This window comes from Candidatus Limnocylindrales bacterium, assembly GCA_035571835.1.
Classification (GTDB): Bacteria; Desulfobacterota; Binatia; order UBA1149; family CAITLU01; genus DATNBU01.
Genome location: DATNBU010000029.1, coordinates 171299 through 192980, shown reverse-complemented (window position 1 = coordinate 192980; position 21682 = coordinate 171299). Strand labels below are relative to the sequence as shown.

Here is a 21682-nt window from a genome sequence, read left to right as displayed (position 1 = left end):
TTGGAAAGCAGAAAAGCCGATCAGGCTGGGTCATAAGGAGGAGTCAGAGTGGAACGTGGGTTGATGGGGCGGCTCGCCGTGGTGGCGGCCAGCATGGTGTTCAGTGCGCTCGCGCTCGTGCCGAACTTCACGACGAATATTCCAGACTGGTGGACGACCATCCTGCCGAAGCCGATCCCGCTCGGGCTCGACCTGCGCGGCGGCATCCATCTGGTCCTGCAGGTACAGACCGACAAGGCCGTCGAGAACCAGATCGACACGACGATGGACCAGCTGCGCCGATCCGCGCGAGAGAAGGAAATCGCCACGCGCGACTGGAAACGCGAGGGCAGCGACACGCTCAGCTTCACGGTCGTCGGCGAGAACAAAGGCGCCGAGATGCAGAAGCTGATTTCCGACACTTTCGGAAACCTCGTGCCCGTGCCGGGCGGCGAGGGTGGAATCCTGCGCTACAAGATGTCGCAGGCCGAAGTCGACCAGACCAAGCAGTCTGCCGTCGAGATCGCGCTCGAGACCATTCGCAATCGTGTCGACGAGTTCGGCGTCGCCGAGCCGACGATCCAGCGCACCGGCAAGGACGGCATCCTCATCCAGCTGCCGGGAATCCAGGATCCGGCGCGCGCAAAAGCCCTGATCGGCAAGACCGCCCAGCTCGAGTTTCACCTGCTCGCGCAGGACCCCAACGCTCCCGGCGTCAAACGGCTGACCGGAACCGAGGTCGACCCGGTTACCCACAGCTCTCATGAAATTCCTTACAACGTCGAGCAGACCATCCTGATGACCGGCGCGGCAATCAGCGACGCGCGTCATCGTCCCGGGCAGATGGGCGAGGGACCGTACGTTGCGATCACGCTGACGCCCCAGGGCGGGAACACGTTCGAACGCATCACGGGCGACAACGTCGGGAGACGTCTCGCCATCGTTCTCGACGGAAAGGTCCAGAGCGCTCCGGTCATCAAGGACCGCATCGGCGGCGGTCGGGCGGTTATCACCGGCAGTTTCACGCTCGACGAGGCGCGCGATCTCGCGATCGTCCTGCGCGCCGGAGCGCTTCCGGCTCCGGTCGTGATCGAAGAAGAGAGAACTGTCGGGCCGTCGCTCGGACGCGACTCGATTGCCGCGGGAACGCGTTCGTTCCTGATCGGGGCGGCGCTCGTGGTTTCGTTCATGGTCATCTACTACAAGGTCGCCGGGCTGGTCGCCGACGTCGCACTGGCGATTCACATCCTGATGATGCTTGCGATCATGGCGGGCTTCCGTGGAGTGCTGACGATGCCCGGCATCGCCGGCATCGTGCTCACGCTCGGTATGGCCCTCGACGCCAACGTCCTGATCAACGAACGCATTCGCGAGGAGCTTCGCAAAGGGCAGACGGCGCACGCCGCGCTCGAGGCCGGCTACTCGAAGGCGATGCCCGCCATTCTCGACTCCAACATCACGACGTTCCTGTCGGGCCTGATCCTGTTCCAGTTCGGTTCGGGGCCGGTCAAGGGCTTCGCGCTGACGCTGTGTATCGGAATTCTCACCACCATCTTCACGGCGGTGTTCTGCACGCGGGCGATGCACGAAGTCGTCGTCGGAAACCGCGCGAACCCGACCATCAGCATCTGAGACGGACATGCTCGAACTCATTCGAAACGACCGGAACATCGATTTCTTCAAGCTTCGCCCGTGGGCCTTCGGGCTGTCGGGCCTGCTGACCGTGCTCGGCATCGCCGCGCTGATCTGGCGTGGTGGTCCGAACTACGGGATCGACTTCACGGGCGGCATCATGCTGCACGTCAAAGTCGACCCGTCGGTGACCATCTCCGACATGCGATCCGCAGTCGATCGTCTTCATCTCGAAGAAGGCGGGGCGTCGGTGCAGGAATACGGCGGAGCGCCGGGCGAGTACCTGCTTCGACTCGCGACCAGCGAGCCGGGTAAAGCGAACGCAGAGGCGGAGAGGGTACGAAACGTCCTCACGACCGAGCTCAAGGACAAGAATTTCACCGCGCTGCGAACCGAGGTGGTGGGTCCACGCGTGGGTGCCGAGCTGCGACAGCGGGCCATCCTCGCAGTTCTCCTGTCGACCGTGATGATGGGAATCTACATCGCGTTTCGATTCGATCGGCGCTTCGGCGCGGGCGCAGCCATTGCGCTGCTGCACGACGTCATGGTAACGGTCGGCGCGCTGGCCATCGCGAACATGGAGGTCGACCTGACTGTGGTAGCCGCGCTGCTGACGATCGTTGGATATTCCGTTACGGATACGGTGGTCGTCGCCGACCGAATCCGCGAGAACATGCACCGGTCGACAAAAGAAAATCTTCGAAGCCTGATCAACCGCAGCATCAACGAGACGCTGTCGCGTACCCTGCTGACGTCGACCACGACACTGCTCGTCTGCACCGCGCTGTTCATTTTCGGCGGAGCGGTCATCCACGCATTCGCCTTCTCGCTCCTGGTCGGAATCGTCACTGGCACGTACTCGTCGATCTTCATCGCCAGTCCTATCGTGGAGATGTGGAAGGACGGCGGGACGACGCTCGGAAAGGCGACCTGAGCGGTCCAGCGTCTCGATGCGAACCAAAGGCCATACACCGCTCGGAGGAAGGAAACACGATCGTGGGGAGGGCCACGGGTCGTGGCCTTCGGACGGACGGCCGGTCGCCGGCAAACGGGAACGGCTCAAGGCGCGAAAGCCGCCCACCGAGCTGCCGCACCACAGCCGCATCTACTCGGACCTCGCCGGCATCTACGATCACGTCTTCACGCGCGTGTTCCGGCGCCGCATCGACCAGGTCGTCAAGGGCCTGAGGATTCCACCCAACGCCAAGGTGCTCGAGGTCGGCATCGGGACCGGCCTTTCCGTCGATGCGTACCCGCCGCATGCCGACGTGATCGGCATCGACCTGTCGCAGGACATGCTCGACCAGGCCGCGCAGAAGATGGACCGCAAGCGCCACAAGCACATCAAGCTCCAGCAGGGCGATGCGCTGAACCTGGCGTTCCCCGACGAGTCGTTCGACTTCGTGACCGCGTTCCACGTGATCACCGTCGTTCCCGACCCGAAGCGCATGCTCGACGAGATGGTCCGCGTCTGCCGCCCCGGCGGCAAGATCGTGATCATCAACCACTTCTCGAGCGAACGCGCGCTCATCCGCTTCGTGGTCGACCGCGTCGATCCGATCACGCGGCATCTCGGCTGGAGCACGAAGCTGCGGCTGCGCGAGGTGCTCGATCCCGGCGTGCTCGTTCTCGACAAGCGCTACAAGACCAAGCCGTGGTCGCTGTTCACGATCGTCGAGGCGCGCAAGCTCGGGGACTCGCGGCCGATTCGCCGGACGCGCTGAGTGGCCGGGCGAAGCTCGTCTGACAACGACAGTCTCGGCATTTGCTGCCGATGGGCGATGCTCTCCTAGTTAGGACCACCGCGGAAGCGCTAGTACCGTGATCTACTGGATGGTACTTCGAAGTATTCAACGCGTCGCGCGGACTCGTCGTCGTATATTTGGAAAGCGGCTGCCGCGGTGGGCATCTGATATCTTCGGCAAGCTCGCTTTCTTGAACACGTTCCCATTCCTGTTGCCAATTATCGCAATCGGTCTCGCACCCGAACACTTCTTCCGACAGATGAAGTCGATATCGGACGGCAATCGAGCTTACTACGCCTCACCAGTAAATTTTCTGTGGAAATTCGTCGTCGTTGCAGCGGCCTATTTGGCTATAAGATTGCAGTACGTCAATGGGTCCGTAGGTCCGCACAGTCTGCTTGTCCTGCTGGGAGAACAAGGGGCAACGTCGCTCTATGTCCTGCTCGTGGTGGCCACTTCGCCGGTCTGGATCGTCGTCTTGGCTGCTCTGGCAAATGGGCTGTCAAAAGAGACCCCGCTTCTGCTACTTCCGCTGAGTGTACTTATGCGGCAGAAGTACTGGCGTCCGGAAATCTTCGCGACAGTCACTTCTCGTGCGACGTATCAGGCGTTGAACTGGCAGCGATACTGTTTGGCGATGCTATACTTTGGCGCATATTCAGTGGTGATAACCCTCGCTCTCTCCTGGATGACTTTCTATTTCGCGGTTTACGCGTTCGCTGAACTTGGGCGTGTCGGGGTGTTTGTTTTTTCTCTTGCCGCTTTCGCAATTTTTGCTCTTCTAATCCGCCCTTATGCCGTTTTGCTAAGGACGAGCGTCGTATTTCCTCCGCTGGTGATGCAGTTTGCGGATGCGGCGCAGCTTGAGCGCATAGTTCGACGTCAAGCGCTCACGCGGCAAAACTACAATCACTGGCGGAGGAGGTTACGGGAAGATGAGCGGAAAGTATCTGAGCTTGGATACCTCGCTACTCTCAAACTTACCGCTGAGCGCGCAGCCGTCTATGGTGCGTTCAATCTTGGGGAATATGCAGTTATCCATGAAGGGGACTCAACTGACTCGCTAGTAGTCGCACTGCACGCTGACCTGCAACGCATCCGCAGTGGCATGCCGTTGCAGGCTGGGACGCCGGTTGCATCGTTGTCTACCGACATCGCTTCCTCAGAGCATTCTGAGGCTACTAGGCGCGATGCTGGTACGGAATTGGGCGTCTCCGTTGGTCAAACTAGCGATGCTTCCCTTCGTGGATTCAGTGATGGCGCTGTGTATGAAAATTTCAAAGCCGCGACGATCTTCGTTGTTAGTTTCTTTGTTGTGCTAATCGGGCTCGAGTTGGTAGTGGTGGCTGTCGATATTGAGAATGTCGAACCTAGGGCTGTGTCTTTGTGCGCCCTCGCCATCTTATGGGTGGGCGCGCGTCTAGCAGACAGGCGTCGCCGATTGCGGTCGGTACAGACGCGGGAGTCCGCCGAGGACAGCCGTGGGAATCGTTGAATCGGCGGGTGGCGTGTTCTCGGAGTTTGCGGCAGTGCTAAGGACGCGCTGAGGTCATTGACTGTCAATCAGCTCAGCTCGAGCATCCGGTCGAGTGAAGCCTTCGCGCGTCTACAGATCTCTTCCGACAGATGAATCTCGTCCTTGCCGTCGCGGAGTGAGTCCCGCGTACCTTCGAGCGTGATCATCTTCATGTACCGGCAAAGCTGGCACGCCTTGTAGAACTTCTTCTCCGGCACCTCGAGAAGCAGCCGATCGGACAGGCCGCATTCGGTGACGATCAGGAACTCCGGCGCGTCGTTTTCCTTCGCATACTGGATCATCCCGCTCGTGCTGAGCACGGCATCGGCTTCGGCGAGAACGTCGGCGCGGCATTCCGGGTGCGCGACGACGCGGATCCCCGGGCGTGCTTCGCGCACCTTGCGGATCACGTCGGGACGGATCTGGTGGTGGACGTAGCAGTCGCCGTCCCACGCGATGACGTTCTTGGTCGTATTCGCGGCAACGTACGCGGCCAGGTTCCGGTCGGGAACGAACAGCACGTTCTGGGTTGGCGCGGCGTTGACGATTTTGACCGCGTTCGACGACGTGCAGCAGATGTCGGTGACGGCCTTCACGGCCGCCGTCGTGTTCACGTACGAGATCACCAGCAGATCGGGAAACGCCTTGCGAAGCTCGTCGCGCCTTTCGACGAGCGCGTCGGCGTCGACGCTGTCGGCGAGCGAGCAGCCGGCGCGCGCATCCGGAATGAGCACGCGCTTGTGCGGCGCGAGGATCTTGGCGGTCTCGGCCATGAAGTGCACGCCGCAAAGCACGATCGTGCTCTCGCCGACGTCGCGACCCTTGCGGGCCAGCTCGAGCGAGTCGCCGACGAAATCGGCGACCTCGAAGATCTCCGGCCGCTGGTAATTGTGGGCGAGGATGACGGCGTTCTTCTCGCGCTTGAGTTCGGTGATCTCGCGGACGAGCTCCTCGATCCGGCGGCAGCCTTCTTCGTCGTAAGTCGTTTCCTGGCCGAGCGGACGGAACTGCTCGAGGAGTGATTCCGCCGTGCGCTGAGCGCCGGGTGCTTGGCCAGTCGTCATTCCCGCACCCTGAGCGGCGATGGACGCCGGGTCAAATCGCGTTCGCCGGCGACGACGTTGTGACGCCGATGGCGGCTTCGATCTCGCGACGCACGGGCGGGACTCGCTCGCGCGAGTACGAACCTCTCAGTGCCGCGTGCGCATCGGCAGTAGCGATTGCTCCCAGCGACCACGCCGCGTGGGCTCTGACGATCGGCTCGTCGTGGGACTCGAGGGCACGTGCGAGGAACGGCACGGCGGCGGGGTTGCCCGTGTTGCCGAGCACAATGGCGGCATTGCGGGCGAGGCCGCGGCGCTTCGGTCGAATCAGCGCGGTGCCCGAGAAGTTTGCGCGGAACTCTTCTTCCGTCATCGCGAGCCAGCCGGGAAGCCACGGTCTCGCGAGCGCGTTCGGCGCCGTACTCTCTTCGTTCCACGGACAGACGTCCTGGCACGCGTCGCAGCCGAAAACCCAGTTGCCCATCCGGCTGCGCAGCGCGGTCGGGACGGGGCCGCGATGCTCGATGGTCAGGTACGAGATGCACAGGCGTGCATCGATCGTCGGTCCACTGTCGAGCGCGCCGGTCGGGCACGCCGGAACGCACGCGCGGCACGTTCCGCAGTGATCGGCCGCGAACGAAGGATCCGCGGCGAGCTCGGCGCGCGTGACGATCACTCCGAGCACGAACGTCGAGCCGATGCCGGGCCGGACCAGGTTGGTGTTGCGACCGTACCAGCCGAGGCCGGCGCGGCGCGCGAGATCTTTCTCGACGAGCGGGCCGCCGTCGACGTGGACGACCGATTCGCAGCCGGTGCGCTCGGCGATCCATCTGGCCAGCGTGCGAAGCTTGTCAGCGACGTGCGCGTGGTAATCCGGCCCGATCGCATACGCGGCCACGCGCCCGCGAAGCAGCTCCCGCCAGTCCGGATCCTGGGGCAGGGGAGCCGAATACGACCACGCGACGACGATCGCGGAGCGCGCGCCCTCGAGAGCCAATCGCGGCCTGAGCCGCCGCTCGTGCATCGTCGCCAGGTAGTCCATGTCGCCGTGGCGGCCGGCTTCGAGCCAGTCGGCGAGGATGGGTCCGCAGTCGAGGTCTTCCGTACCGGTCAGGCCGCAGGCGGCAAATCCGAGCCTTCTCGCTGCGCTCCGCACCTCGTCTTCGAGGCTTGGCGCCAGGCTCCGCCCAATGGGTGCATTGCGCCCCCGGATCGCGGTGTTAGAGTCGCTGCTCGCCACAGGAGCACTGGATGACAGAACGCATCGTCGAACTCACACCGCTGGCCGTCGAGAAGGTCCTTGCCGCGCGCGCCGAGGAAGGCCACGGCAGCGACCATGGCCTGCGCCTCAGCGTCACCAAGGGCGGCTGCTCTGGTTATGAGTATTCCGTGAAGTTCGCGGCTCAACCCGTTGAAGGCGACAGGGTTTTTGAGACCGGTGGCATTCGCGTCTTTGTCGCCGCCGACAGCGAGGAGCTGCTGCGCGGAACGGTGCTCGACTACGTCGACGGCCTGTCCGGGGCCGGGCTTCGCTTCGTCAATCCGAACGCGGCCCACGAATGCGGCTGCGGATCTTCGTTCGCGGCCGGGACGGCCGATGCGCCGGGCTCCTCGGGCTCAGCGGCTCGCGGCTGAAGCTCTTCGAACAGGCTCCGCGGCGGATCGCTCTCTATCTGTCCGCCCATGGCTTCGGGCACGCCGTGCGCGCCGCAGCCGTCGTCGAGGCGCTGTCCGAGCGCATCGCGACGCGCATCACCGTACTTGCACCCGGCGAGCGCCCGCGGGTCTGGCCGCAATCTCTCGACGCATGCACTGACCGATGGATCGCCGAGCCGTGCGACGTCGGAGTCACGCAGACCGACGACGTCACGGTCGACCTGCCTGCCACGCGGCAGCGGCTCGACGGATGGCTCCAAGCGCATGCCGACCTCCTGGCGCGCGAACAGCAGCGTCTGGCTGGCAGGTTCGATCTGGTCGTTTCCGACGCTTCGTCGCTTCCACTGGAAGCGGCGGATTCTGTCGGAATTCCGGGCGTTGCCGTCGCCAACTTCACGTGGGACTGGATCTACTCCGAGCTCGGGTTTTCGGAGGCCGCCGGCCGCGCCGCGACCTCGTACTCGAAAGCTACGCTGCTTCTCGAGGCGACGCCGTCGGCTCCGATGCCGGCATTCCCGCGTCGCACCAGCATCGGGCTGGTCGCGCGGAAGCCGTCGATGACGCGTCCCGAGGCGCGAACCGTGTTTGGCCTGGGCGACGATCTGAGCGCCGTTCTCATCGCGTTCCAGCCCGCGTATTCGGCGTCGCTCGTGCTGCCGCCGCCGCGGCCGCACCGGCGCTATTTCGTTCCGCCCGGCTGGCCCGTACCGGATCGCAGCGACGTCGTGGCGCTTGCCGCCGGACGGGCATTCGAGGATGCGCTCGCGGCGGCCGACGTCGTTCTCGGAAAGCCGGGCTACGGCTTGATCGGCGACGTCGAGAAGGCCGGCGCGCGGTTTCTCTACGCTGCGAGGCCGGGCTTTCCGGAGAACTCGGTTCTCGTCGAGCATCTTTCCGCGCGTCCGGGGACCGCTGTGGTAACGGCTGCCGCGCTCTCGGACGGCACGTGGGAAGACATTCTCGTCGAAATGGAACGGCTCGAGCGGCCTGCCGCGAAGGCGGCGGACGGAGCTCAGCGCGCGGCCGGAATCCTCGCGCGAATGCTCGCGGTCGACAGCGAGCAGCGGGCGGTTTAAGCGGGACCATGTCGTCTGTCGTCGAGACGGAATCGGTCCGAGCAGGGTCGCGCCCTGCGTCGTCTGCCCGGACAGCTGCCGCGTCATCTCCGGCGTCATCTCCGTGGCTGATCTCGATCTATCTCTCCTCGCTCGCGCTGTGGGTCGGCGCGGCAGCGTTCTTCTCCGGCGCGGTTCTGCCTGCGCTGTTCATGAATCTGGAGCCGCATCACGCCGGCGAAATCGCTGCGCTGATCTTTCCGATCTATTTCGACGCCGGTCTCGTTGCGGGCGTGATCACGACGGCTGCCGCGGCAGGAATCGCAGCACGCGGTGAGCGCCGGTGGAAGATCGCGTTCGGCGTGCTGGTCGTCATGACGGTTGCGCAGGCGTGGTCGGCGCTGGTGGTCTTTCCGGAGATCGCGCGCCTTCGCGGCGTCGATTCCGAAGTCGCGCGCTTCCAGGATCTCCACCATCTTTCGGTGCGGCTGAACGGCGTCGTGCTGTGCGGCGGCATCCTCCTGCTCGCCGCCAGCGGCCTCATGCTCGCGAGACGCCGTGACGGCGCCTGACGTCCTCATCTTCGACCTGTTCGGCACGCTGGTGTTCTTCGACGACTCGCGCGTCCCGACGATGGAGATCTCCGGGCGACGCATCCCGATGACGATTCGCGGGCTGCCGCAGATTCTCACGGAGCTTCTGCCTGCCGTTCCGATCGAGGAATTCCTGCGCGAGCTGCGCACGGCCTCGCTGGCCGTGATCGAAGAAAAGCGGCGCGCCGGGATCGAGATTCCGACGCGCGTACGCTTCGAACGGACGCTTGCGCGCTTCGGGCTGGGCGAGCCGATCGCCACGGTCGCTGCGCGGCAGATGGCCGAGCTGCACATGGATACGCTCGCGCGTTCCGTCGTCTGTCCGCCCGGGCGGCCGGAGCTGCTCTCGCGGCTGGCGAAGTCGCATCGCCTGGCGCTGCTGTCGAACTTCGACGACGGAGCGACCGCGAGGCGCGTGCTCGCGGAGGCAGGCCTTGCGCCGTATTTCGAAGTGATCGTGATCTCGGAAGAGGAGGGGCTTCGAAAACCGGTGCGCGAGATCTTCGAGCGCGCGTGCAGCCGCATGGGCGCCGCGCCCGGCGACTGTCTCTACATCGGCGACACGCTCGTCGAAGACATCGAGGGTGCGCATGGCGCCGGGCTTTCGGCCTTGTGGGTCCGGCCCGAAACTGACGAAGCGCAGGCCGCGTCACCTGCCGTTGCTGTTCTCGCCGATGTCGATGCGCTTCCCGGCTGGCTTTCGAGAGAAAAAATCGGGGACAGACACTGATTTCGCGAAATCGGTGTCTGTCCCCGATTTCCTACCAGCCGACTGACAGCGTGGTGTCCAGGTTGAGACTGTTCTTGTCCGAGTCGCCCGACGGCGTGCTGTCGTAGACGTCGGTGATGCCGATGCGAAGACTCAGCGGCTCGATCACCAGCGCGGAAAGGCCGGCGCCGGTTCGGATCACGTAGTCGCTGAAGTCGGTCACGTTCGGCAGGTAGTCGAAGCGCCAGTCGACGGTGATGGCGCGAGGCAGCAGCGCGGCCGCCGCCGCACCGAGCGCGATCGTGAAATAGTCGTCGTCGGGCTTGGGGTCGTTCTCGATGTACTTCTCGTAGACCCAGCCTGCGCCCGCCTCGACCTGGAAGAAGTCGCGAACGTTCTCTTTCGGCTCGCGCTGCCAGATGACATAGCCGGCGCCGAGCTTGGGGACCGCCCGCAGGCTGAGGTTCTGGATCGAGTCGTAAAGTGCATCGGTCGACGCATACGCGAAGATGTTCTTGGTGATGTCGTACTCGCCGCGCACGATCGCCGCGGCCGAATCCTTGGTCGAACGCTTGTCCTCGTCCGGCGGGTTCTCGTTCGCATACCGGTAGTCCGCGCCCATGATGAGGCGAGTCGGACCCTTCGCACGCAGGGTATGGATGGCGAAGAACACTCCGAACGTATCGTTGGTCGCCTGCTGCACGTTGAGGCCGAAGTCGAAGCTGCCGTGCCAGTAGCGCATCGCGCTTCGCACGCTCTCGCGAAGCCCCGGCGTCTCGCCGGTCTGAACGGTTGCCGAGACCAGCACCTTCGGATCGACCGCAATGTCCCCGACGAGCAGCTGGCCGTCGTGATAGCTGCGGATCTGCGAGTCGGCCGCGCCTTCGTCGCCGTAGAGCACGTGGTAGGTGGATTCGGTCGAAAGGTCCTCGATGTTTTTCCACGGCACGAGGAACGGGTCCTTCGCAAACTCGAGCTGGAACTCGACTCCGGCCGTGGTCACGGAAGTCACCTTCCCGTTGAGAGTCGTACCGCCGGCGACCAGACGGTCTGCGTGCGCGGGTGGCGCCACGAGAAGCAGCCCCACGAAAGCTGCTGCGATTCCGCGATGTCCGATCATCGAATGTCCCTCCCTTTGAAAGGCCGGCGTAATTGACGTTCTCAGCGTGCGAGCCGTCTGGCGATCGTGATGAACCCGGTATGCGCGATCATGCGATGATCCGGACGCACGCTCTGCGCGTCGACGTGCCAGCTCCGCTCGAGCACTTCGTAGGTTTCGGCATAGCCGAGCGCGCCGGACGTGAATACGGCATCGTGGATGTCGCGCACCTGCAGGACCGTCGGCGAGAATGCGACCAGGATTCCGCCGTCGCGTAGCGCGTCAGCCGCCGCAGCAAGCACCGAGATCGCATCCGGAATGTCGATGACGATGCGGTCGACGTCGCGCTCGTCGAGGCCCGTGGATGCGTCGCGGATGCGGATCGTCCAGGCCGGCGCGGGGCCTTCGTAGCGCTCTACGTTGCGGCGGGCCTCGGCCGCGAAGTTTTCACGGATTTCGTACGTCACGAGCTGGCCGGTCGGACCGACCGCCCGCAGCAGCGCCATCGACAGCGCACCGCAGCCGGCCCCGATCTCGAGGACGGTCTGTCCCGGTCGGATGTCGCCGCGGGTGATGATCAGGCCGGCGTCCTTCGCGAAAATCGGCTCGGCCGAGCGTTCGAACAGCGGAACGAGCTCGGCGTAGCCGGGCAGGAAGACGTGGAACTCCTCGTCGCGGTCGCCCCCGACGCGCGAGCCGTCGGGCAGCCCGATGAGACGATCGCAGGCCAGGACCGTCGAGCGAATGGTCATACGGTGCCCGGACTTGAGCCGTTTCAGGTACCGGCGCCCCCGGCGGTCGATCAGTACGACGGAATCGCCGTCGCGGAGGTTGGCCTGCATCGCGCGCTGCTTCGCCCATGCGGGTCGGTGTTGCAATGTCGCGGCATTCGCGGAGCCGCCGATGGACCTTCGTTGCGAGCACCTGGCAAGCATTCCAGGCGAGCGTCGCAGGCATTCCATGCGAGCATCGCGAACATTCCTCGGTTGACTGCCTGCCCGGTCCGGGTAGGATCGCGCGTTCAGCCGCTCGCCCGGGTGCCCACTGAGGTCGCCCGGTCGCCGGGGGGACTCCTTCCGACACGGGTCGGTCACGCGAGAGAGCAATGGGCGCCAAGAAAGCCAAGACCGCACAGAAAACTTCCACCCAGCAAAAACACGTCTGCCCCGATTGTGGCTCCGATGCCCGCATCGTGATGTATGCCGGCTTTGGGGATCGCGGGCTCTTCTGGGTCTGTGAGAAAGCCTGCGGCTACAAGCAGCGAACCCGCTGAGAATTCTTATGGGACGCGCCAAGAAAAAAGGCGCGACGAGCAACGGCGAATTCAGTCTCTTCGATGATGCGGATTCGTCGGACGCCGACGCCGAAGACGATCTTCCACGTGACGAAGCCGGTCGCGCGAAGATCAAGCATCAATACATCGACCTGCTCGGAATCCGCGTCCAGAAGCTCGCCGGACGCATCCTCAACCGCGAGCGCATCAACAAGACGCTCGAGGGGATCTATTTCGTCTGCCTGCGCTGCCGCAAGGTCTGCCACAACCTCGACGAAGGTCTGGTCGAGGATTCCGACAACAAGGCCAACACGTGCGTGCCGTGCTCGAAGGCTGCCGCAGACGCGGCGAAGGCGGCCCTGAAGAAACCGGCGGCCAAGCCCGAAACGGCGTCACCGTCCGGGTCTGCAGAAACCAGGAAGAAGCCGGGTGCAGCCAAACCCGCCGTTCCGGCGAAATCTGCGCCGGCGAAGGCTGCTCCGGCAAAAGCAGCCCCGGTCAAGGCCGCAGCCAAAGTCCCGCCCGCAAAGAAGAAGAAATAGCTTCAGCGCCCGCGCCGGCGAAGCGCCGCGTACGCCGCGAGGAAATCCTGCGGCGGTCCCACCGTCACGTCGATCCCCGTCCCGATCCGGACACGCAGCGCGTGAAGGAGCTGTCCTTCGCGCGGACTGTCTGCGAGCCGGTCGCCGCCATAGAGCGGATCACCGAAAAGCGGATGACCGATTGCTGCGAGATGGCAGCGCACCTGGTGCATCGCACCGGTAATCAACTCCGCGAGCACGAGCGTCCAGTCGCCTCCCGTCTCGAGCGGCCGTGCCGATGTAAATGCATCCATTCCCTGATCGCGTGGGCCGGCAATCGCAGCATGCGCGCCGCGCTGCACGAGCGGCAGATCGATGTCCTGCGCGGCGAGCCGGCCGCGGACCAGCGCGAGGTACTGCTTGGCTGTCGCGCCCCGTGAGAACTCGCGCCTCAGCGCGCGGTAGACGGGGCGCGTGCGGGCCGCAACGACGACGCCCGACGTATCGCGATCGAGACGATGGACGAGCCCCGCCTCGGCGGCACGATCGCCGATGCCCGACAGGTCGCCGTAGCGCTGCTCGAGAAGACCGGCAAGGCTCGGCTCGGACTTGCCGCGCTCCGAATGCACACCTGCGGGTTTCGCGACCACGACGATGTCTTCCGATTCAAAGACGACGTGCAGGTTGTCGGCGTTGAGGCCGGCTACGAGGCCGTCGCTCGCCGCGCGGTCGTCGTTCTCTGAAACAACCTTCCCCTGAGCTTCGCCTGTCGGGTCGATCACGATCTCGCTGCCCGCGCCGACCGGCTGCGCTGCCGTCGCAACATGACCATTGATGCGGACGCGTCCTTCTCTCAGCCACGTCCGTACCGCGCGCCGGCCATGGCCGGTTTCGTCACAGATGAGGCGATCGACGCGCTCCGCATCGCGCGCAGCGATGAGACGAAAAACGGTGGGCCGCATCACGCGGACGCTACGCATTGGCGAGGAGCGAGGCAAAGCGCCGGCAGGCTTGCTTTTCGGCCGGTGGACGTCGAGGATCGAGGCTCCGTGACCATTCGCAGCGAAGGATCGGCGGCGGCCACCAAGGCCGCGCAGCGCGGACGCGTGCTGGCGAGCGCGAAGCGTGAACGTGTGGTGGAGCAGTCACGGCGCTTCGCCGTCATCATGGCGGGCGGAAGCGGAACCCGCTTCTGGCCGTGGAGCCGTGAAGCCCGCCCGAAGCAGCTTCTCCAGCTGACGACCGATCGCTCGATGCTCGCGGAAACCGTCGGGCGCCTCGAAGGGTTCGTCCCGAAGCGCAACATCCTCATCGTCGTCGGCCTCAAGCATCGGAGGCAGGTGCTCGCCGAGCTCTCCGGCATCGATGCGGGACAGGTTCTTGCGGAGCCGGTGGGACGCAATACGGCGGCCTGCATCGGATGGGCCACGTCCGAAATCCTTTCGAGATGCGCCGACGCCGTCACGGCCGTGTTTTCGGCCGATCACCTGGTCGGCGACCGGAAGGCGTTCCTGCGTGATCTCGAGGCCGCTTATGCTCTTGCCGACCGGCGTCGATGCCTCGTCACGTTCGGGGTCGCGCCGGGAACGCCCGAGACCGGATACGGCTACATCAAGGCCGGCCGCGCGCTCGAGCGGGGCTCGACGGCATGCGAGGTCGCTGCCTTTGTCGAGAAGCCGAACCCTGCAACCGCGCGGCGTTACGTTGCCAGTGGAAAGTACTTCTGGAATGCCGGCATCTTCGTCTGGCGGGCCGATGTCATCGCCGAGGAGATCGCCCGGCACTTGCCGGCGCTCGCGGCCGGTCTCGACAGGATGAACAAGCACCGGCGGCGCGGCGTCGTTCCTGCCGCCGCCGTCGAGCGGGCGTATGGCGGACTTCCGGCAATCTCGATCGACTACGGCGTGCTCGAAAAGAGTGACCGCGTCGCGATGCTGCCGGCGTCGTTCCCCTGGTCGGACATCGGCAGCTGGGATGCGGTCTCCGCGCTCTGGCCGGCCGACCGGAACGGCAACAGCTCGCGCGATCCGATGCTCGCCATCGAGGCCAGCGGCAACCTCGTCGCTACCCGTGGCAAGCCGGTCGTGCTTCTTGGTGTGGATGGGATCGTGGTGGTCGACGCCGGCGACGCGCTGCTGGTCTGCGACCGCAAGCGATGCCAGGACGTGAAAATGGTCTCCGGTCTTCTGGAAAAGGCAGGACTCGGAAATCTGCGATGAGCACCAGTGCTTCCACTGCGGCGGTCCTGACGCCGCTCGATACTCCGCCTCCCTTCGAACCGCATCCGTCGGCGATGCGCCGGCGCATGAACCGCATCGCCGAGTTCGTCGGCCGCCGGCTGTTCGGCCGCGCCGTCGTCAACGAACGGCTGGTCGAGAAGATCCGCGCGCTGTCCGAGCTCGGCACCATCGTCTACGTGCTGCGCCATCACTCGTTCGTCGATTACTTCATGATCAACTTCATCCTGCGGCGCGAGGATCTCCCGCTGCCGGTCTTCGCGAACGGCGTGATGCCGTGGGCGCTGGCTCCGCTGCGCGAGATGTTCCGCAACATGCGCTCGTCACGCGGCGGCAAGGAAGAAGCCGAAGCAGTGCTCGACCAGGAGAGCTGCGCCGCCGCGGTCGCGTCCGGACGTCCGGTGATGGTCTTCATGCGCGGACCGCGCGAGGGCGGGGCAACCGCTGCCGAGCATGAAGCGGCCGCGCGCGCCGGCGGAGAGTATCTGCGCCACATCCTGCCGCTGCGCGACAGCCGCGAGATCTTCATCGTGCCGCTCGCACCGTTTCGCGGCCACAGTTTCCGTCGCCGCGACACGGGACTTGCCGCCGTCGTCTACAACGCGCACGAAGTGATGAGCGAGTTCCGCAAGCTCATCACGTACTGGGTTTTCCGCCGCGATTTGTTCCTGACCGTCGGCACCGAAGTTGGCCTTCGCGAGTTCGCGGAGCGTTATCCGAGAGACAGCGAGGACCGCCTCGTCAAGCGCCTGACCCGCGCCATCCAGATCTTCCTGTACAGGGAGGAGAGGGTGGTCATGGGGCCGGCCATCATGTCGCGGCGCAAGATCAAATCGATCCTGTTCGGCGCCGAAGCGACGCGCACGTTCATCGCGAGCTACGCCGCCGAGCACGGCGTCGCCGAAGCGAAGGTTCGAAAACGCGCCGAGTCGATCTTCGACGAGATGGCGGCCGAGTATAACAGCGCGATCTTCTCGGTGGTCTCGTGGACGTTCATCAAGATCTGGCACCGGATGTTCCAGGGCCTCGAGACGATCGGGTTCGAAACTGTCATCGAGAAGGCCAAGCACCATCCGATCGTGATGGTGCCGTGCCACCGCAGCCATCTCGACTACCTGATCCTTTCGTATCTGTTTCACCTGAACTTCGTCAGCCCTCCGCACATCGCCGCCGGCGTGAACATGGGCTTCGGCCTGATGGGCCCGATCCTGCGGGCGAGCGGCGCGTACTTCATTCGCCGCAGCTTCGGCGACGACGAAGTCTACAAACACGTCTTCAGCGTCTACCTGCAGTTCCTGATCCGCGAAGGCTACACGCAGGAGTTCTTCATCGAAGGCGGGCGCAGCCGCACCGGCAAGATCATGACGCCGAAGCTCGGCATGCTGGCCGCGATCGTCAATGCGTACTCGACCGGCATGCGGCGCGACCTCTACCTGGTGCCGGTCTCGATCCACTACGGACGCATCGTCGAGGAAGAGGCGTACCAGGCCGAGCTCGCCGGCGCCGAGAAAGAGCCCGAGAGCATGTCGGGCCTGATGCGGGCGAGACGTTTCCTCAAGCAGAAGTACGGCTCGGTCTACGTATCGTTCGCCGAGCCGATCTCGCTCAGCGACGAGCTCGGCGACCGCAAGCAGCGTTTCGGCGAAAAGGCCGGAGATCCGGAAGTCGAGGAAGAGAAACGCCGCTTCATCCAGCGGCTGGGCTTCCGCATCCTGCGCGAGGTCAACGGCGTCGCCGTTGCGGGCGCGACGTCGGTGTCGGCGACCGTGCTGCTCGGCGCGACGCACTGGGGCTTCCGCTATCGCGATTTTCGCGAGCGCGCCGACGAGCTCTACCGGCTGATCGTTTTCCTCGGTATCCGGCCGACGTCGTCGCTGTCGCGCAATGCCGGCACGTTCCGCGAGAGCATGGGCTTCCTGAGCGCCAACCGGCTGATCGAAGTGCTTCCGCGCGGCCGCGAAGAAGTCCTGGTCGTGCAGCAGGGCCGGCGCATGGCGCTCGACTTCTACAAGAACAATCTGATCCACGCGTTCCTGGTCCCGTCACTCGCCGTGACGTGCCTGCGCGAAGGCGTACCGCTGTCGCAGCTCGTCGAGCGCATCTGGTCGTGGCTCGACCTTTTCCGATACGAGTTTCCGCTGCCGTCGCGAAGCACGTTTGCCGCCCAGGTGGATCGATTCCTTACGTACCTCGAGGAGGTCGGCGCATACCGGGACGGAGTGCTCGATGCCGCGCATCCGCTGTCGGCCGCGCTGATGAACGTGCTGCAGAACTTCCGCGAGGCCTATTACGTGCAGGCGCTGACGTGCCTGCACCGCCTCGGTACCGACGGCCTTTCGGAGAAGGCGCTTCTCGAAGAGGTGCGCAAGTACTACAAGACCTGTCTTCTTCTCGGTGAGGTCACCAAGTCCGAAGGCGCCGGCGACGTGACGCTGCGCAATGCGCTCAGCCGATTCATCGAGATGGGCTTCGTGCGCTCGGAAGGACGCGGCCGCGGGGGCCGCGAAAAATGGATCGTCCGCGGCGCCGAGTGGCCGGCGCTCGAGCCTTTCGTGATCGCGCTCGAAGAAAGTTTGCGCATTCATGCGGCCGGGTCGCGCTTCTGACCGAGCCGCCTCCGGGACGCCAGCGAGCAATGGCGACCGGACACCGAAAAAAAGGAACAGGCAATGACCGAAAAGGATCTACGCGATCAGTTGACCACCGCGATGCGAGCCAAGGACGCCGTGCGCATGCGCGCGCTTCGGGCCGTTCTGTCGCTGGTCAAGAACCGCATGATCGAGGTTCGCACCGAGCTGTCGGAGCGCGACATCGCGACGCTCATCCAGCGCGAGGTCAAGCAGTGCAAAGAGACGCTCGACTTTGCGCGCCAGGCCGGCCGCGCCGAACAGGTGACCGAGCACGAGGAGCTTCTCCGTGTTCTCGAAGGCCTGCTTCCGCAGTCGCTCAGCGAACAGGAGCTGCGCGACGCCATCCGCGCCATCGTCGCCGAAACGGGTGCGACAAACCTCGGCCCGATCATGAAATCACTCGGCGAAAAATACGCCGGCCGCTACGATGGCAAGGCCGCAAGCGAGCTTGCCAAGTCGATCCTCGCCGGCTGATCTTTCGATCCATACGTCAGGAACCCAGACACCATGCAGAAACTCAAGATCGTCGAACGACTTCAGAACGAGCTCGCCGTGCTTCGCCGCGAGCTCAACATCGAGCTCCCGAAAATCATCGAGGAGGCGCGCGCGCACGGCGATCTCAAGGAGAACGCCGAGTACCACGCTGCCAAGGAAAAGCAGGGCATGGTCAGCGCCCGCGTCGGCAACCTCGAGGCGCGCATCAAGGAGCTGTCGATGTACACGATCTCGTCGATCTCGCGCGACGCGATCGGCTACGGCAGCCTCGTCGAGCTCGAAGACCTCGAGACCGGGGAGACCATCACGTACGAAATGGTTTTTCCGGAAGAGGTCGACATGGCCGCCGGCAAGATCTCGCTGACGTCGCCGGTCGGGCAGGCGCTGCTGAAGCGCACGGTCGGAGACGAGGTCAAGATCCAGCTCCCCAATGCACGCAAGAGCTACGAAATCCTCGCGGTGAAGACGATCCACGATCGCGGGCTTACGGAATGATGTTCAGCCCGATCGAGCCTTGAACAGATTGCCGGCGGTTGGCAGCGAGTGCGTTCCGTCATTCGCAACGTACGATCTGTTCCGTCTGGTCGGCCTCGCACTGGTAGTCAAGGTAGTGGATCCACGCGCACTGTCCGGACGTGGAGCTGGGTGAATCGATCACGAGCGTCACGTTCAGCGGGTGTGGCACCGTCATGCCGGAATCCTCGAAGCTGCGGCCGCTCATGGAAATCTTTACGACCATGTTCCAGGCCTTGTCGCGCATCTTGACGGTAAAGCGTGTGATGCCGTCGTAGCCCTCGTGGTTGACGTAGGTCCATGAGGTGCCGGTAGGCGAGGGCTTCCAGCCCGTGTTGCTTGCGGGATCATATCCACCTGGCGGGATCGTAACGTCGACGATCGACTCGCTGTGGTCCTCGTTCTCGATCAAAAGGCGCACGCCGTTTGCGGGCGGGTCAATTGCAGGAGGCTCGGGAACGCTCATCTCCACGGTCAGCTTTCCGCGCGATTGCACGTTGTCGAGGCTGAGCTTGGCGCGACGCCAACCGCTGTCGAAGCGAACGCACGGATCGGTCGAATCGCACACGCCATCGAAGTCGCCGTCATCCTCGTAAACATCCGCGGGGCAGCCGCCCGTCGTGCCCGTGCAATACTCCGGCGGATCGCAGGTCGGGCTCGAAGCGTGACTCGACGCGCGGCACAGTGTGGCGCTGTCGAACGCAGTGCAGTCGCAGCCGCAGCAGCTGGCCTCTTCGCCATTCGCCGTCCCTTCGTCGCACTGTTCCCCCGATTCAAGAATGCCGTTGCCGCAGGCGCTTGCGACGGGCGCGGGACAAACGGCGCTCGTGCCGTCGCAGACTTCGGGCAGGTCACAGCCGCCCGTCGACGCGGCGCATTCGGTACCTGCGTCCGACAGCGTGCAGGTGCATTGGCAGCAACTGCTGGACTGGCCGTTGCCGTCGCCAAGGTCGCAGCCTTCGCCGGAATCGACGATCCCGTCGCCGCACGAATCGGGCGGCGGCGTCCCGCCGTCGTAGCTCCAGATTTCGACGCCGCCCCCGTTGTCACCGACGTAGAGCAGTTTTCCATCCGGAGTGACGGCCGTGAAATTATAACTCACGAATTGTCGCGGCCGCCGGATCCCGCTCGACGCGCCGTCGCTGATCCACAGCTCGTAATCGCCGCAGGCGTCGTTCGCGTCGAAGCTGAGCTTGCTGCCGACCGCCGTCTGCCCGGAGACGTCCGAGAACATCGCACCGACGGGCTCGCTACCGCCTTGAGTTCCGTCGCTCGTCCACAGCTCGAACGGCGCACTCGTCGACGTGACGAACCATAGCGTTCCGTTGACGACGAAGAAGTGGTGAGGCCAGCTCGAGCCGCTGCCGGGCACGATGTCATCGACCAGCACGGTGCCGGCCGCTGTTCCGTCGCTCGTCCACAGCTCCGCGCCCGTCGCCGGATCTTCGACGGTCAGGTACAGCGTGTCGTCATAGGCGACCATGTCGAAAACGTGCGTGGAAGCTTCGCGAACGCGGTGCGAACCGGCGACGGTGCCATCGGTCGTCCAGAGCGCAACCCGGAACGTGGTCCCTACGTTTTCGAGGGCGGCCACATAGACGAGGCCTCCGGCCTCCGCGAGCAAGTGGTAGACCGTCGGGTACTGCAGGCACCAGTACTCCGGATAAAAAACGAACGGTGGCGGCGGACATGTGGCGCCCGGGTTGACCGTCACCAGATTCATCACCTTGTAGGTCCCCGCCTCGGTGCCGTCGCTCGTCCAGAGCTCGCTGGAACTCATGATGAAATACAGCCGGCCGGCCAGAACACTAAGGTTCGTCGGCCTGGCGGAAGACAGGTCCTTGATTTTGACCGTTCCGGCCTCGGTACCGTCGCTCCTCCACAACTGGTGGCCGTAAGCCGGATCATAGTGGATGAAGTACAGTTCCCCGTTCCACGAGATGCCGGCGGTTGCCGTGCTGTCGGCCAATATTCCCGGGGCAACATCGGAGACGTGCACGGTGCCGGCCACGGTGCCGTCCGTCTTCCACAACGTAGACGGCGTGCTGCCATCGTACGGTGAGAAGAACAGGGTCCCGTCCACGTCGACGAGGGCGTTCACCTGTGCGTTGTGATTGTCGTTCGGAATCGGCCGCGGGTCGTAAAGCGGCACCGTCCCTGCTGGCGTCCCGTCGGTCTTCCACAGGCGCCGGCCCTCGACAGAATCGCTGGCGCTGAAATAAACGAAGCTTCCGGATCTCGTCAGGTTGAACGGATAGGAGCCGCCACTGCCCGGCTCGATGTCTGCCAGACGCGTGGCTGTCTGCGCGCCGGCGGGCATCGCGCACAACGCCGATGCAATTGCGGCTAACGCGATTGCGATCGTACGGATCTGGAGCGCGCGTCGCCGCGAAGCGCGGCGTCCTTTGATGCAATTGCCGCAGCTCATAAGCGACCCCCGGCGCAGATCTTCGGCGATCCGGCGTGTGAGCGTGATTCATACTGGCCCGGTCAGCACATAGTCAATCCGATGAGTCCGTGCTCCGGCGGCTCCGGACCCGGGGATCACCTCGACGGCGACCGGCGACGTCTGAACCCGCCAAGCCGAGATAATCACCGTCCGCGCGAAATTTTGAGGAGTGAGCCGCACCAACGCCTACGCAAGCAATGCGCGAAGCGCGAGCGCCTACAGGTCACTGTGAGACACGAAGTACGAGGTGACCGCCTGGCCTTGATCGAAGGACCGGGAGCGATTCAAAACGGAGCCGACCGCCGAGAAGGGTCGAGATGCGAGGCGGAGTCCGCGTAAGCGAGGGAAGCGCTCGCCGCTCAATGTTTCGCGGCTCGCTCCCGTACTCTGACCGAGCGTCGCGGCGACAGACGAAGCAGATCGGCCCTTATCGGCGGCCGGCCCACCAACCAGGCGACCAACGCCACCGTCCCGACGAAGCCGAAGGACCGCAACCTTGCGATCAAGCAAAGGCCGTGGTACACCGCCGCGGAGTCA

20 protein-coding genes are annotated in these 21682 nt (G+C 64.5%); 14 read left to right on the top strand and 6 right to left on the bottom strand.

Annotated features, from left to right (window positions below; translation table 11 throughout):
• The first annotated feature begins 48 nt into the window (after positions 1-48).
• The 4 genes from secD to VN634_13255 all read left to right on the top strand — a co-directional run bounded on the left by secD (position 49) and on the right by VN634_13255 (position 4851).
• Positions 49-1611: a protein translocase subunit SecD gene (secD, locus tag VN634_13270; protein ID HXC51852.1), complete on the top strand. Its 1563-nt coding sequence runs from the start codon at positions 49-51 to the stop codon at positions 1609-1611.
• A gap of 7 nt (positions 1612-1618) precedes the next feature.
• Positions 1619-2545, top strand: a complete 927-nt coding sequence (secF, locus tag VN634_13265) for a protein translocase subunit SecF (GenBank protein ID HXC51851.1) — start codon at positions 1619-1621, stop codon at positions 2543-2545.
• 16 nt (positions 2546-2561) lie between these two features.
• Positions 2562-3335 (top strand): methyltransferase domain-containing protein, encoded by a 774-nt coding sequence (locus VN634_13260; GenBank protein ID HXC51850.1) that lies wholly within the window; start codon positions 2562-2564, stop codon positions 3333-3335.
• A gap of 97 nt (positions 3336-3432) precedes the next feature.
• Complete coding sequence (locus VN634_13255; protein ID HXC51849.1) at positions 3433-4851, top strand: hypothetical protein; 1419 nt, start codon at positions 3433-3435, stop codon at positions 4849-4851.
• A 68-nt stretch (positions 4852-4919) separates the two neighbouring features.
• Here VN634_13255 and nadA read toward each other — a convergent pair whose 3' ends face one another.
• Together nadA and queG are read right to left on the bottom strand one after the other, a co-directional pair.
• The gene (gene nadA, locus VN634_13250; protein ID HXC51848.1) at positions 4920-5936 is read right to left on the bottom strand and encodes a quinolinate synthase NadA; all 1017 of its coding nucleotides are present in this window, start codon (positions 5934-5936) and stop codon (positions 4920-4922) included.
• Positions 5937-5967: 31 nt separating this feature from the next.
• Positions 5968-7071 (bottom strand): tRNA epoxyqueuosine(34) reductase QueG, encoded by a 1104-nt coding sequence (gene queG / locus VN634_13245; protein HXC51847.1) that lies wholly within the window; start codon positions 7069-7071, stop codon positions 5968-5970.
• Between the two features lie 95 nt (positions 7072-7166).
• Here queG and VN634_13240 point away from each other — a divergent pair, with 95 nt between their 5' ends.
• The 4 genes from VN634_13240 to VN634_13225 are packed head-to-tail and all read left to right on the top strand — an operon-like array spanning position 7167 to position 9949.
• Entirely contained in the window at positions 7167-7550 is a 384-nt protein-coding gene (locus VN634_13240; GenBank protein HXC51846.1) for an iron-sulfur cluster assembly accessory protein, read from the top strand.
• Complete coding sequence (locus tag VN634_13235) at positions 7475-8647, top strand: hypothetical protein (GenBank protein ID HXC51845.1); 1173 nt, start codon at positions 7475-7477, stop codon at positions 8645-8647. Before VN634_13240 ends, VN634_13235 begins: the two co-directional genes overlap by 76 nt.
• An 8-nt stretch (positions 8648-8655) precedes the next feature.
• The gene (locus VN634_13230; GenBank protein ID HXC51844.1) at positions 8656-9198 is read left to right on the top strand and encodes a DUF4149 domain-containing protein; all 543 of its coding nucleotides are present in this window, start codon (positions 8656-8658) and stop codon (positions 9196-9198) included.
• A complete protein-coding gene (locus VN634_13225; protein HXC51843.1) occupies positions 9185-9949 on the top strand; it encodes an HAD family hydrolase in 765 nt (254 codons plus the stop codon). Before VN634_13230 ends, VN634_13225 begins: the two co-directional genes overlap by 14 nt.
• A 31-nt stretch (positions 9950-9980) precedes the next feature.
• Here VN634_13225 and VN634_13220 read toward each other — a convergent pair whose 3' ends face one another.
• Both VN634_13220 and VN634_13215 read right to left on the bottom strand, forming a co-directional pair.
• Positions 9981-11048, bottom strand: a complete 1068-nt coding sequence (locus VN634_13220; protein HXC51842.1) for a DUF481 domain-containing protein — start codon at positions 11046-11048, stop codon at positions 9981-9983.
• A 41-nt stretch (positions 11049-11089) separates the two neighbouring features.
• Positions 11090-11869, bottom strand: a complete 780-nt coding sequence (locus VN634_13215; GenBank protein ID HXC51841.1) for an rRNA adenine N-6-methyltransferase family protein — start codon at positions 11867-11869, stop codon at positions 11090-11092.
• 263 nt (positions 11870-12132) lie between these two features.
• Here VN634_13215 and VN634_13210 point away from each other — a divergent pair, with 263 nt between their 5' ends.
• The gene (locus VN634_13210) at positions 12133-12300 is read left to right on the top strand and encodes a hypothetical protein (GenBank protein ID HXC51840.1); all 168 of its coding nucleotides are present in this window, start codon (positions 12133-12135) and stop codon (positions 12298-12300) included.
• 8 nt (positions 12301-12308) lie between these two features.
• Positions 12309-12842 carry a hypothetical protein gene (locus VN634_13205; protein ID HXC51839.1) on the top strand — a complete coding sequence of 178 codons (534 nt, stop codon included), beginning with the start codon at positions 12309-12311 and terminating at the stop codon, positions 12840-12842.
• Between the two features lie 2 nt (positions 12843-12844).
• Here VN634_13205 and VN634_13200 read toward each other — a convergent pair whose 3' ends face one another.
• Entirely contained in the window at positions 12845-13783 is a 939-nt protein-coding gene (locus VN634_13200) for an RluA family pseudouridine synthase (GenBank protein HXC51838.1), read from the bottom strand.
• Positions 13784-13870: 87 nt separating this feature from the next.
• Between VN634_13200 and VN634_13195 the strand changes: the two genes are divergently transcribed.
• The 4 genes from VN634_13195 to greA all read left to right on the top strand — a co-directional run bounded on the left by VN634_13195 (position 13871) and on the right by greA (position 18678).
• Complete coding sequence (locus tag VN634_13195; protein HXC51837.1) at positions 13871-15040, top strand: sugar phosphate nucleotidyltransferase; 1170 nt, start codon at positions 13871-13873, stop codon at positions 15038-15040.
• Positions 15037-17664: a 1-acyl-sn-glycerol-3-phosphate acyltransferase gene (locus tag VN634_13190; protein ID HXC51836.1), complete on the top strand. Its 2628-nt coding sequence runs from the start codon at positions 15037-15039 to the stop codon at positions 17662-17664. Before VN634_13195 ends, VN634_13190 begins: the two co-directional genes overlap by 4 nt.
• A 63-nt stretch (positions 17665-17727) precedes the next feature.
• Positions 17728-18162 carry a GatB/YqeY domain-containing protein gene (locus VN634_13185; protein ID HXC51835.1) on the top strand — a complete coding sequence of 145 codons (435 nt, stop codon included), beginning with the start codon at positions 17728-17730 and terminating at the stop codon, positions 18160-18162.
• A gap of 33 nt (positions 18163-18195) precedes the next feature.
• On the top strand, positions 18196-18678 hold the full coding sequence (gene greA, locus VN634_13180) for a transcription elongation factor GreA (GenBank protein HXC51834.1): 483 nt from the start codon (positions 18196-18198) through the stop codon (positions 18676-18678).
• A gap of 58 nt (positions 18679-18736) precedes the next feature.
• Here greA and VN634_13175 read toward each other — a convergent pair whose 3' ends face one another.
• On the bottom strand, positions 18737-21016 hold the full coding sequence (locus VN634_13175) for an ELWxxDGT repeat protein (protein ID HXC51833.1): 2280 nt from the start codon (positions 21014-21016) through the stop codon (positions 18737-18739).
• Positions 21017-21682 lie beyond the last annotated feature (666 nt).

Coding starts and splice junctions, on each gene's coding strand:
- VN634_13260 (HXC51850.1), top strand. CDS start 2,562: ATGCGAACCAAAGGCCATACACCGCTCGGAGGAAGGAAACACGATCGT.
- VN634_13220 (HXC51842.1), bottom strand. CDS start 11,048: ATGATCGGACATCGCGGAATCGCAGCAGCTTTCGTGGGGCTGCTTCTC.
- VN634_13230 (HXC51844.1), top strand. CDS start 8,656: ATGTCGTCTGTCGTCGAGACGGAATCGGTCCGAGCAGGGTCGCGCCCT.
- VN634_13210 (HXC51840.1), top strand. CDS start 12,133: ATGGGCGCCAAGAAAGCCAAGACCGCACAGAAAACTTCCACCCAGCAA.
- VN634_13205 (HXC51839.1), top strand. CDS start 12,309: ATGGGACGCGCCAAGAAAAAAGGCGCGACGAGCAACGGCGAATTCAGT.
- VN634_13175 (HXC51833.1), bottom strand. CDS start 21,016: ATGCCCGCCGGCGCGCAGACAGCCACGCGTCTGGCAGACATCGAGCCG.
- VN634_13240 (HXC51846.1), top strand. CDS start 7,167: ATGACAGAACGCATCGTCGAACTCACACCGCTGGCCGTCGAGAAGGTC.
- greA (HXC51834.1), top strand. CDS start 18,196: ATGCAGAAACTCAAGATCGTCGAACGACTTCAGAACGAGCTCGCCGTG.
- VN634_13190 (HXC51836.1), top strand. CDS start 15,037: ATGAGCACCAGTGCTTCCACTGCGGCGGTCCTGACGCCGCTCGATACT.
- VN634_13235 (HXC51845.1), top strand. CDS start 7,475: ATGCGGCTGCGGATCTTCGTTCGCGGCCGGGACGGCCGATGCGCCGGG.
- VN634_13215 (HXC51841.1), bottom strand. CDS start 11,869: ATGCAGGCCAACCTCCGCGACGGCGATTCCGTCGTACTGATCGACCGC.
- VN634_13185 (HXC51835.1), top strand. CDS start 17,728: ATGACCGAAAAGGATCTACGCGATCAGTTGACCACCGCGATGCGAGCC.
- VN634_13200 (HXC51838.1), bottom strand. CDS start 13,783: ATGCGGCCCACCGTTTTTCGTCTCATCGCTGCGCGCGATGCGGAGCGC.
- nadA (HXC51848.1), bottom strand. CDS start 5,936: ATGACGACTGGCCAAGCACCCGGCGCTCAGCGCACGGCGGAATCACTC.
- secF (HXC51851.1), top strand. CDS start 1,619: ATGCTCGAACTCATTCGAAACGACCGGAACATCGATTTCTTCAAGCTT.